Below are 11,749 nucleotides of genomic sequence, written 5' to 3'. Positions count from 1 at the left end.
GTAGGCCGACACGTCGTTGGCCTGGGTCTCGATCACCGGCAGCGCGGTCAGCGAGCCGTTGCCCTGGCTGTCGTTCAGCTTGGCGGCGCGTTCCAGAAGGCGCGAATGCAGGTAGAACACGTCGCCCGGATAGGCTTCGCGGCCCGGCGGACGGCGCAGCAACAGCGACATCTGGCGATAGGCGACGGCCTGCTTGGAAAGGTCGTCGTAGATGATGACGGCGTGCATGCCATTGTCGCGGAAATACTCGCCCATGGTGCAGCCGGTGAACGGCGCGAGATATTGCATCGGGGCCGGATCGGATGCGGTCGCGGCGACGACGATCGAATATTCCAGCGCACCTTGCTCCTCGAGCACCTTGACGAACTGCGCGACGGTGGAGCGCTTCTGGCCGACCGCGACGTAGACGCAATAGAGTTTCTGGCTCTCGGGGGCGCCCGCGGCGTTCAGCGGCTTCTGGTTGAGGATGGTGTCGAGCGCGATCGCGGTCTTGCCGGTCTGGCGGTCGCCGATGATCAGCTCGCGCTGGCCGCGACCGATCGGGATCAGGGCGTCGATGGCCTTGAGGCCGGTGGCCATCGGCTCGTGCACCGACTTGCGCGGAATGATGCCGGGAGCCTTGACGTCGACGCGCTTGCGCTCGGTCGCCTGGATCGGGCCCTTGCCGTCGATCGGATTGCCCAACGCGTCGACGACGCGGCCGAGCAGGCCCTTGCCGACAGGCGTGTCGACGATGGCGCGGGTGCGCTTGACGGTCTGGCCTTCCTTGATCTCGCGGTCGGCGCCGAAGATCACGATGCCGACGTTGTCGGTTTCGAGGTTCAGCGCCATGCCGCGGGTGCCGTTCTCGAACTCGACCATCTCGCCGGCCTGGATGTTATCGAGGCCGAAAACGCGGGCGATGCCGTCGCCGACGGACAGCACCTGTCCGACTTCGGAAACTTCGGCCTCCTTGCCGAAATTCTTGATCTGGTCCTTGAGGATCGCGGAAATTTCCGCGGCGCGGATGTCCATCAGCCTGCCTCTTTCATCGCGTGCTTGATCGAATTGAGTTTGGTGCGGAGCGAGCTGTCCACCATGCGGCTGCCGAGCTTGACGACAAGCCCGCCGATAATGGAGGGGTCGACCTTCACGTTGAGCGTGATGTCCTTGCCCGTCACGGATTTGAGCGCGGTCTTCAGCGCATCGAGATTCTTCTCATTAAGCGGTTCGGCGACGGTGACATCGGCCGCGGCCTCGCCCTTGAACCTCGCGACCAGCGCGCGGAACGCCCGGATCACGTCGGCAACCGCGAACAGGCGCCGGTTGGCGGTCAGTACCTTGAGGAATTTTGCGGTCGTGCCGCCGATCCCGGCCTTGTCGAGTACGGCGCCGAGCGCCTTGGCCTGGGTGTCGGCGCTGAAAACCGGGCTGCGCACCAGGCGAACCAGCTCGGGGCTGTCCGCCAGCATGGCATCGAATTTATCGAGGTCGGCTTTGACCGCGTCGACCGATTTGTCTTCGCGGGCCAATTCGAACAGGGCCGTCGCATAACGGCCGGATACACCAGAAACCGAGGGATCTACAGCAGCCACCACCGCGCTCTTCAAGCTGTCAAACTCGCAAGGGTAAAGCCGTCGCCAAACACGCGGCGCCTAAGCGGCCCAAGCCCTTGGAATTCAAGAGGGACTTCGATTTCCGACCGACACAAGCGTATCGGCAGCGTTAAAATCGCGGCTTTGCTAACATAGCGCGCGCGCAGGTGCAACATGACGAGGGCGTACGGCGATGCCTTGTCGCATGGGCCCGAATTAACCAGGCGAACGTTCAGCGTCGCGCCGCGCTCACGCAGAGAATTCGTGGCGCGCAGTAATTCCGACGAGCAGGCGGGAGTCTGGCTGGACCCAAGTTCGTCCTGTGTCGCAGCGGCTTCCTGCTCCCCTGGCCATTGCCTCTCCGGTCGAAACGGTAGGCAGTACTTGGAGAATGAGCGCCGCCGCCGCGACATGACTTCCTTTTACAGTACAAGATAGAATATCATCGTATACAGTTTATAAAAATAAGTATTGTTTTGATTAGTTTGTCACGGGCAATCGATCAAAAGATATTTCAGCCGAAACATGAAGCAATACTCTGCCCATTTTACGCCTTAGTTACAGGATCAACCCTCCGGCGACTCAGAGGTCGTAGCTTTCACTTACCGCAGGGGCGGCAATACTGTTCAGGGGACTTCAATATGTTGCACTCGCAAAAGTCGACGTGGGGGTTTCTCATTCGGCCGCGCATGGCGGTCGCGATGATCGCCGCAACCGTTTTGATTGCGGGGAGCGTGACCGAGGCATCGGCCCGTTCGCGCCATCACCACCATCATCGTCATCACCATCACCACCGGGCACACCATGCTGCCGACCGGGCAGGCCAGCAGTCCTGGGGACAATCCTGGATGAACGCCAATGCGTCCCTTGGACGGTCCGCTGGTTCAGGCCGGTCGTTCTCCGGCGTGGCTTCTTATTACGGCAGTGAATCCGGCAGCCGCACCGCCTCCGGGCAGCGCTTCAACCAGAACGCCATGACCGCTGCCCATCGCAGCCTGCCGTTCGGGACCAAGCTGAGGGTCACCCATGGCAGCCGCAGCGTGGTCGTCACCATCAATGATCGTGGCCCGTTCATCCGCGGCCGTGTGCTGGATCTTTCGAAAGGCGCCGCTCGCGCAATCGGGTTGACCGGCCGCGGCGTCGGCCGTGTGGTCGCCCAGGTGATGTAGGCGCTGCGTGAGTGCAGGCGCCTTCGCGCGAAGCGGGGCGCCTGGTCAGCAAGCCGCCGGCACACGCTCGCGACGCCAGCGTTTTCGGGCGAAGCATGTCCTCGGGCTTGACCCGACGAGATGGATACCGTTCGCGGCAGGAAAACGCGTCAAACGAAATCGCGGAGCCTCGCTTCCGATTCCATCGGAAGCGAAAAGGCTCGAGGTCCGATGCGTACCCTGTCGGCCGGTGCAATCATTCCGCAGGCTCGGGCGGCGCGACCGACAGCGGGCTTACGTCCGTGAGCGCCTCGCGGGCTAACGGTTCGGTCCCGCCTACGCGCACCAATCCCCGATTCTGGACCGTGAACACGCGCCGCGCGCGTCGCAGCAGCGCCGGGCGATGCGCGACCACGATGCGGGTGATATTCATCTGGTCGATCAGATCCGCGATCAACTCCTCGTTCTGCTCGTCGAGGTTCGCGGTGCCTTCATCGAGAATCAGAATCTGCGGCTGACGATACAGCGCCCGCGCCAGCAGAACGCGCTGCCGCTGCCCGCCCGAGAGCGTCGAGCCCATGTCGCCGACGAGGCTGAGATACTGCATGGGAAAACGCATGATGTCGGCGTGCACGCGCGCGGCGTGAGCGGCGGCGACAACGCGCTCCATGTCGAGGTTCGGGTCGAAGCCGGCGATGTTTTCCGAAATGGTGCCGGACATCAGGCGGTCGTCCTGGGCGACGACGCCGACGCTCTGACGCCAGCTTCGCCAGCGCTCGGGCGTCGCGCGATGGCCGTCGAGTTCGATGGTGCCGTCGGTCGGATGCATCAATCCGAGCATCAGCTTGAGCAGCGTGGTCTTGCCGCCGCCGGATCCGCCCTGGATGGCGACGTAGTCACCCTGTTTGATATCGAGGTTGACGTCTTCGAGGATCAGCGGATCGCTGATGCCGTAGCGGAAGCAGACGTTCTTCAGCCTCATGTGCCCCTGATTGACCAGCGGGCCGGGCAGACCTTGCGTGACCTCGGATCGCGTTGTCACGATGTCGGAGAGGCGGTCGAGATGCAGCCGCAACAACCGGAACTGGACCATCTGGTTGACAAGCGCCATCGCGCGGTCGGTGAACGTCTGCCGGTAGGACAGGAACGAGAAGATCATGCCGACCGAAAACCCTGCGCCTGACAGGATGGTGACGCCGGCCACGTAGATCACGATCACGGTTTGCAGGCCGGTGACGACCGATTGCAGGAAGGTCTGCGAAATCTGGTAGCGGCCGACGGCGATGCCGGCGTTGGTGGTTTCGACGTGCAGGTTCCGCCAGGTCGCTTCCCGTATCGATTCCCTCCCCAACAGTTTCAGCGTCGTCGCGGCGCGGATGGTTTCGATGAGGTGCGATTGCTCCTTGGCCTCGGCGACGATGGACTCGGCCATGCGGCGCTTGGTACCCGGAAACAGCGCCAGCGTGATGCCGAGGTTGATGAGTACGCCGACAATGACGATGAGTGCGAGGGCCGTGGAATAGAAGAACAGGATGAAGCCGGCGATCAGCGCCATGATGCCGTCGATGACGGTGCCGATCACGCCCTGGGTGATGGCGTCCTGCACCGGCTTGACCGAACCGAGGCGCGAGATGATGTCGCCGACGTGTCGCTTCTCGAAATAGTCGTTGGGCAGCCGAAGCAGGTGCCGCACAAGATTGCCGGTGATCTGGAAGCTCAGAAGCTGGCCGAAGATGCGCAGCGCCCAGCCGCGGATCGCCTCAAGCCCGGCTTGAATGATGACGAGAGCGCCGAATCCCAGGGCGATCACCGTCAGCAACTGATGATCGGATTGGGCGAGCGCCTCGTCGACCACAAGCTGCATCTGCAGGGGCATCACGAAAGCCGCGATCTGCAGCGCCACCGACAAGATCAGCACCTGCGCGACCGCCCAGCCCCAGCCGTGCATTTTCGACCAGAGCAGCGACAACTTCATCGGCAGGCGCGCTTCGAGCGGTTCGAAGGTCTCGCCTCGCGCCAGTTCGAGGACCACGCCGGTCAGGTGCTTCGAGGCTTCCTCCATTGTGAAGGTGCGAAGCCCGATCGCCGGATCGTGGATGGTGATGCCCTTGGACGTGACCGATTTCAGCACCACGAAGTGATTGAGGTCCCAGTGCGCGATGGCGGGAAGCTGGACCTTGGGCAGCGCCGACAGCTCGACGCGGATGGCGCGCGTGGAAAATCCGAGCTGATCGGCGATCCCCATCAGGCTTTTCAGCGACGCGCCGGCCATCGACACCGCAAACCGCTGGCGCAGCGCATTGAGATCGACATCGTGACCGTGATAGCGCGAGATCATGGCGAGACAGGCGAGGCCGCATTCCGCGGCCTCCGACGCCATCACGACGGGAAGGGTTCGCCTGCCCAGATTGAGTTCCCGGAGAATGTTCATGCGCGGCGGCCTACGGCATAGATCGGATCGAACAGCCAGCGCAGCAGGCTTCGATGCTCGAAGACGACTTCAGCCGACACCAGCATTCCCGGCTGCATCGGCACGGACTGGCCATAGGCTTCCATGGTGCTACGGCTGAGAGAGACGCGAATCCTGAACACCGGTTCCTTGATGTCGAGACCGGGAAAGCCGACATCGGCCGGGCCGAGCACCGTGGTCGAGACCGTTCTCACCGTGCCCCGCACCGTGCCGAAGCGCTGATAAGGAAAGGCCTGAAGGCTGAGTTCCACCTGTTGCCCGGGCTGGACGAAACCGATCGCGCGCGACGGCGCCAACAGCTCGGCCTCGATCTCGCTGCCCGAAGGGATAATCACCGCCACTATGCCGCCCGCCGCGACGGCCTGTCCGTCGCTGACCGGGAGCGCGGCGATCCGTCCGGCGGTCGGCGCGACGAAAAACTGCAGGCGCCGCGCTTCCGATTCGGCGCGGCGCTGCTCGAGCGTCGCCCGGGCGACATCGGCGTCGGAGCGGGCGGCTTTGATTTCCAGCGGGATCGAAACCAGCCGGGCCTTGATGTCCGCGAGTTCGCGCTCCACCGTCGCCTTCTGGCGGCGCGCGCCGGCGAGATCCTGTTCGATCGCCAGCGCGGCGAGCCGACGCTGATCGACTTCGCGTTTCGGCAAATATCCCTTGGCGGCGATGGTTTCCCCGCGATCCACCTCCTCGCGCGCAAGCTTGAGCCGTTCCTGCTGCAACTCGATCTGCTGATCCACTTCGGCGAGTTCGTTCTGGCTTTTGCTGGACCGGACGGTCGCCTGATCGCGCTCCAGTTCCAGCAGGGCCAATTTCGATTCGGCTCGCGACTTCGCCGCGAGCGATTCCGACTCGAAGCCCTTGAGAAGCGCCTCGCCGGTATTGCCGGTTGCGGTTGCGGTCGAGACGTCGAGGATGGCGAGGCGCATCCCCTTCTCGACGTTGTCGCCTTCCTTGACGAGGACACTCCGCAATGTCCCCTGCGCCTGCGAGGTGATCCGGATCATGCCCCGATCGGGCACCAGAAAGCCGCTCACGGTCGTCTTCCGCGCATATGTGGCGGTCGCGGCGAAGATCGCGGCTGCGAAGACGATGCCCGAGAGCAGCAGGCCGAGCGTCTTCAGCGAAAGCGGCGAGGCCAGGAAGACCTGGCCCTCCAGCCGTTGCGTGGCATGTTCGATGGCTTCGCGGCGAAACAGATCACTCATCGCAGTGTCTCGTAGGTTCCAAATTCACCGGCTCACCGGAATCGGTCGACATGGATGCCGCTTCTTCCCAGGCCTCTGCCAGATGCTCAAGCACCTCCACTGTGACTTGCGACACAGAACAGCAGATGGTGCCGGTTTCGTCACGCCAACTCAGCGCCGAGTACCGATTGCGCTGGCCGCGGATCGCCACCGGCGCAGAGTCCGTTTCCGGAAACATGAAGACCGAAATGAGCCGGGTGTCCCGTTCGTAGACGCATGTGCCGACGGCCCGCTCTCCGACGTAGTCCATCCTGGCGCCCCGCAGGCGATAGCCCCAACGCTCCACGTCGCGGACCTTCGCGGCATGTTGCGACTGACGCAGAAGCCAGGCCTCCACCTCCGCCGGATCGGACGAGGCGAATTCGATCGCGGAGCCGCCGATATCGGCGCGGATGTGGGCTGCAACCACTTCTTTGATCTCGGAGAACTCGGTGTGGATCGGGCTGTGGACGCCGGGCCGGCTGACGATGGCGATCGTCAGAGGCGCGGTGGGATGGATCTGGCAGGCCAGCCTCACATTCGACGGTGCGTCGATCGCACTGAGAGTCGTCGCCTCGACGGCGTCGGGCGCAGGAAGCGACTCCAGTCCCTTTTCTATGCGGACCCGGCAGGTCGAGCAGCGGCCCCGGCCGCCGCACAGTGACGCATGCGGAATACCGGCCGACCGGCTGATTTCCAGAAGCGTCATGCCGGGCGTCAGATCGACGGCCGGTCCATCGAGGTAACTGATCCGGACCGGTCCGCGCTTTGCGGTCTCGCGGCGGTAGCGCAGGAATGCAATGCCGAGGGCGGTCGCGGCGAGCAGCCCGAATCCCCATCGGACAATGTCGCGCAGCGTCGCCATCGCTGCCGCATCATGGGCGTTCGGCCAATTCGTTCGCGCTTTCAGCGCGGCGAACGCGCTCGGGTCCGACATGATGTAGGTCGCGCGCATTCCTGCGACCGCAAATCCGGACAACGCCAGCACCGGCAACAACAGGGCGACGGCGAGCAGGAACGGAGCGAACCGGCTGTAGGAATCGGACAGCCGCAACCAGTAGTGGATGCCGATACAGCCGTGGAGCCATACGAGAACGAGCAAGGTGCTTTGCAGGATCGCGCTGTCGGGCCAGAGCCGGACCAGTTCGTAGAGATAAATGTCGTTGGCGCCGAACACCGCATGTGCCACGCGGGTGTTGACGATATGCGGAAACAGCAGGAACGGAATCGAAAGGCCGATGCCGATCTGTAGAGCCTCCCAGATCGGCATCCGCCAGGTTTCCCGCCGGCTCAATTTATAAAGGCCGAGGGCGACATGGGTGATCAGCGCGAGCAACAGGATGATCGACACCGGCCATGATCGGGTGATCGCGGTCCGCAATTCCTGCACCCGATGCATGGCTTCGAGGCTGACAAGGCCGACCGCATGGTTGGCGAAATGCGTGGCCGCGAACGCCATCAGCGCCAGCCCCGACGCCAACCGCAGACGCTGCAAACCGCTGCCCCGGAAGTAGATATGCATTCAGCCCTCGCGCGGCGGCAGATTGAATGCCAACCCCGGAGCCGTCAATCCCGGCGCGTGGTTGTGCAGAGCCGAGCGTGACTTATAGCACACGGCAGGGGGAGAGTTCCTTGTGCATCTCTGTTCGGATCACCGCTCGCGCGTCGTCCGGAACGGAGAAGCGCCTCCAGTTAGAGAAAGCTCTGGGGGTCGACGTCCACTTCGAGCTTGAGGTTGCCCTTGGTCTTTGGTCCCGCGGCGAGCCACTCGCGCAGATAGCCGGAGAGATCCACGCCGCGCGCCGACTTCGCCAGCAGGCGAAAGCGATAGCGGCCTTTGATGACGGCGAGCGGCGCTTCCGCCGGCCCGAGCACCTGGACGCTTTCGTCGATCGGGGCGGTCGCTGCGAGTTGGCGGGCGAAGCTTTCGGCGCTTGGGCGGTCGCCTGCGGATATGATCAGGCTGGCGAGACGGCCGAACGGCGGATAGCCCGCGCGTTCCCGCGCCTCGATTTCGCTGGCGTAAAACGCCTCGCGGTCGCTGGCGACCAGCGCCTTCATCACGGGATGTTCGGGCTGGTGGGTTTGCAGATAACCGATGCCGTGGCCCCGTTCGCGGCCGGTGCGGCCGATCACCTGATTGAGCAGTTGGAAAGTCCGCTCCGCGGCGCGCGGATCGCCGTTGCCGAGACCGAGGTCGGCGTCGACGACGCCGACGAGGTTCAGGCGCGGAAAATGATGTCCCTTCGCCACCAGTTGCGTGCCGATGATGATGTCGACGCGGCCTTCCGCGATGTCGTTGAGTTCGGTGCGCATCGTCTCGATCGAGGTGATCAGGTCGCTCGACAGCACCATGGTGCGGGCGTCGGGGAACAGCGCGGCGGCTTCTTCCTGCAATCGTTCGACGCCGGGGCCGACAGCGACGAGCGTTTCCTCCGCGGCGCAATGCGGGCATTGCGCCGGGCGGGGCATCGAGAAACCGCAGTGATGGCATACGAGCCGCTGCCGGAAGCGGTGATCCACCAGCCATGCGTCGCAGATCGTGCAGGCGAAGCGGTGGCCGCAGGCGCGGCACAAGGTCAGCGGCGCGTAGCCGCGCCGGTTGAGGAACAGCAGTGCCTGCTCGCGCCGTTCGATGGCGGTGCGGATCTCGCCGGCGAGACGTGGAGAAATGAAGCGGCCGCGCGGTGGCCCTTCGCGGCGCAGATCGATCAGCTCGATCCGCGGCAGATGCTGGCCGCCGAACCGCGACGTCAGCGCGATGCGCTGGTAGCGTCCCTTGCGCGCATTGACTTCGCTTTCGACCGACGGGGTTGCCGACGCCAGCACGATCGGGATTTTCGCGATGTGCGCGCGCACCACGGCCATGTCGCGGGCATGATAGTGCGCGCCCTCGTCCTGCTTGTAGGCTTGGTCATGCTCCTCATCGACGATGACGAGTCCGAGATCGGCGTAGGGAAGAAACAGCGCCGACCGTGCACCAACCACCACCTGCGCCTCGCCTGCCGCGATCGCGGCCCAGTTGCGCGCGCGCGTGCGCGGGGTCAGTTCGGAATGCCACTCCAGCGGCCGCTCGCCGAAGCGCGCCGCGAAGCGGTCGCGGAACTGGCCGGTCAGCGCGATCTCCGGCATCAGGATCAGCGCCTGCTTGCCGCGGCGGATGGTTTCGGCGACCGCTTCAAAATAGACCTCGGTCTTGCCGGAACCGGTGACGCCGTCGAGCAACGCGACGTGGAACGTGCCGTTCGCCGCAAGCGCGCGCATGGCGTCCACGGCGGCGCGCTGGATGCGGGAAAAGTCGGGGACGGCGAAATCGGGATCGGGCGGCGGCGGCGGTGGTGGAGGCGGCATCGGCTCGACCGTCAGCGTGCCCTCGTCGACGAGACCGTCGACGACGCCGGCGCTGACGCCTGCCTCCTTTGCCGCATCGGATTTCCCGTGCAGCAGGCGATCGGACAACACCGCGATCAGCCGCCGTCGCGCCGGCGTCATGCGCTGCGGCGGCTCGCCGCTGAGCCGCACGCCGGCTCGTGCCCGCTCCGGTCCGAGATGCTCGCCCATCCGCAGGCTCATGCGCATCACCATGCCGCGCGACGACAGCGTGTAGTTCGCGACCCAGTCGATCAGCGCGCGCAGTTCGTTTTTGAGTGGCGGCACGCCGAGCTTTTCGCCGATGTCCTTCAGGCGGTTGTGCAGGCGCGAATCGGGTGACGGGTTTTCGGCCCAGACCACGGCGATGACCTCGCGCGGTCCGAGCGGCACCGTGACCACGTCGCCGGGCGCAACCTCCATGCCGCGTGGAACGCGGTAGGAATAAGCCTGGTTAATCGCAACGGGAACCAGGACATCGACGACGCGGGTCGTCGATGACGATGCCGGGCGGTTGCGCGAAAAATGGTCCATCCGAAGAATCGGGCTCGAGTGGTGGGTTGCCAGTCGTAAAGTTAGCAAACGATAAACGAAAGCGGCGCGATATAATCGCCGGAATCATCGTGTTCGAGCCATTCCGCTTCTGATGGTATCAGAAGCGGGGCTCTATGATTTGATTTGACGCGTTTTCTTCACGCGAACCGGTATCCACTTCGCTCGAAAACGCTATAGGTACGAATCATGGTCAAGCCCGCTCCAGAACTGCTCCCGGCTCTCGCATGCGCGGCCCCGGATGTGGGACGGCAAATCGTGCGATGGCTTGCACATCTGCGGACCGAGCGAAGGCTCTCCCCTAAGACCTGCGAGGCCTATGAGCGTGACGTCCGGCAATGTTTGGCGTTTCTCGGCGAGCACTGGGGCGAGTTGGCGACACTGAAGCGCTTCGCCGCGCTTGAGGCGAGCGATATCCGCGCCTTCATGGCCGCGCGCCGCGCCGATGATGTCGGCGGCCGGTCGTTGATGCGCGCGCTGGCGGGACTGCGCTCGTTCGCGCGATTTCTGGAACGGGAAGGGCTCGGCAAGGCCGGCGCGCTCGGCGCGGTCCGTGCCCCGAAGGTTGGGAAAAGCCTGCCGAAACCGATTCAAGTGAGCGCGGCGAAGCGTTTTGCCGATGCGTCCGAGCGTGCCGGCGAGGATCGCGAACCCTGGATCTGGGCGCGCGACGCCGCCGTGATGGCGCTGCTGTATGGATCGGGCCTGCGCATTTCCGAGGCGCTCGGCTTGAGGCGCCGCGATGTGCCGCAGCCCGGCGCGGGCGACGTTCTGGTTGTCACCGGCAAGGGCAACAAGACGCGGATGGTGCCGGTGCTGCAGAACGTGCTGGCGCTGATCCAGGAGTATGTCGCGATCTGTCCGCATTCGCTGCCGCCGGAAGGACCGATCTTCGTCGGCGCGCGGGGCGGTCCGCTCAGGGCGCGCATTATCCAGCTCGTCATGGCGCGGATGCGCGGCGCGCTCGGTCTGCCCGACAGCGCGACGCCGCATGCGCTGCGTCATTCATTCGCGACGCATCTCTTGAGCCGCGGCGGCGATCTGCGCGCGATCCAGGAACTGCTTGGCCACGCATCGCTATCGACGACGCAAATCTACACCGGCATCGACAGCGAACGGCTGCTCGAAGTCTACAGCACGGCGCATCCGCGCGCCTGAGGTGCAAGCCGGAGGCTTGCGCCACGCCTCACACATTACATATGGATCGCGCGTTTGCCGACGGCCAGCGCCGCTTCCTTGATGGCTTCCGATCGCGTCGGGTGAGCGTGGCAGGTGCGGGCGAGGTCCTCCGCCGAGCCGCCGAATTCCATCAGCACGCAGGCCTCGTGGATCATCTCGCCGGCCTCGCGGCCGATGATGTGAACGCCGAGCACGCGGTCGGTTTTCGCGTCGGCGAGAATCTTCACAAATCCGTCG

At 64.5% G+C, this 11,749-nt stretch carries 8 protein-coding genes and 1 pseudogene; 2 read left to right on the top strand and 7 right to left on the bottom strand.

The window, feature by feature from the left end; all coding sequences use genetic code 11:
• Both atpA and BGN91_RS09130 read right to left on the bottom strand, forming a co-directional pair.
• Nucleotides 1-1,014, bottom strand: a 1,014-nt coding sequence (atpA, locus tag BGN91_RS09135) for a F0F1 ATP synthase subunit alpha (RefSeq protein ID WP_292612454.1), incomplete at its 3' end; no start/stop codon positions are given.
• Nucleotides 1,014-1,574 (bottom strand): F0F1 ATP synthase subunit delta, encoded by a 561-nt coding sequence (locus BGN91_RS09130; RefSeq protein WP_292612453.1) that lies wholly within the window; start codon nucleotides 1,572-1,574, stop codon nucleotides 1,014-1,016. The genes atpA and BGN91_RS09130, both read right to left, overlap by 1 nt.
• A gap of 641 nt (nucleotides 1,575-2,215) precedes the next feature.
• On the opposite strand from BGN91_RS09130, the gene BGN91_RS09125 reads away from it, so the two are divergent.
• Nucleotides 2,216-2,743, top strand: coding sequence for a septal ring lytic transglycosylase RlpA family protein (locus BGN91_RS09125; protein WP_292612451.1), 528 nt, complete (start codon nucleotides 2,216-2,218; stop codon nucleotides 2,741-2,743).
• A gap of 235 nt (nucleotides 2,744-2,978) precedes the next feature.
• Here BGN91_RS09125 and BGN91_RS09120 read toward each other — a convergent pair whose 3' ends face one another.
• The 4 genes from BGN91_RS09120 to BGN91_RS09105 all read right to left on the bottom strand — a co-directional run bounded on the left by BGN91_RS09120 (nucleotide 2,979) and on the right by BGN91_RS09105 (nucleotide 10,315).
• A complete protein-coding gene (locus tag BGN91_RS09120; protein ID WP_292612449.1) occupies nucleotides 2,979-5,153 on the bottom strand; it encodes a peptidase domain-containing ABC transporter in 2,175 nt (724 codons plus the stop codon).
• Entirely contained in the window at nucleotides 5,150-6,394 is a 1,245-nt protein-coding gene (locus BGN91_RS09115) for an HlyD family efflux transporter periplasmic adaptor subunit (RefSeq protein WP_292612448.1), read from the bottom strand. The genes BGN91_RS09120 and BGN91_RS09115 overlap by 4 nt, the downstream gene beginning before the upstream one ends.
• Complete coding sequence (locus tag BGN91_RS09110) at nucleotides 6,387-7,934, bottom strand: 2Fe-2S iron-sulfur cluster-binding protein (RefSeq protein WP_292612447.1); 1,548 nt, start codon at nucleotides 7,932-7,934, stop codon at nucleotides 6,387-6,389. Before BGN91_RS09110 ends, BGN91_RS09115 begins: the two co-directional genes overlap by 8 nt.
• Before the next feature lie 170 nt (nucleotides 7,935-8,104).
• A complete protein-coding gene (locus BGN91_RS09105; protein WP_292612445.1) occupies nucleotides 8,105-10,315 on the bottom strand; it encodes a primosomal protein N' in 2,211 nt (736 codons plus the stop codon).
• Between the two features lie 207 nt (nucleotides 10,316-10,522).
• Between BGN91_RS09105 and BGN91_RS09100 the strand changes: the two genes are divergently transcribed.
• Nucleotides 10,523-11,491 carry a tyrosine recombinase XerC gene (locus BGN91_RS09100; RefSeq protein WP_292612443.1) on the top strand — a complete coding sequence of 323 codons (969 nt, stop codon included), beginning with the start codon at nucleotides 10,523-10,525 and terminating at the stop codon, nucleotides 11,489-11,491.
• A gap of 35 nt (nucleotides 11,492-11,526) precedes the next feature.
• Here the strand turns inward: BGN91_RS09100 and BGN91_RS09095 are convergent.
• Nucleotides 11,527-11,749: pseudogene (locus BGN91_RS09095) on the bottom strand (dihydrolipoyl dehydrogenase); the annotation flags it as partial.

This window comes from Nitrobacter sp. 62-13, assembly GCF_001896955.1.
Taxonomy (GTDB): domain Bacteria; phylum Pseudomonadota; class Alphaproteobacteria; order Rhizobiales; family Xanthobacteraceae; genus Nitrobacter.
Note: the sequence above shows the minus strand (reverse complement) of the source record. Positions and strands in the feature narration are given on the sequence as shown.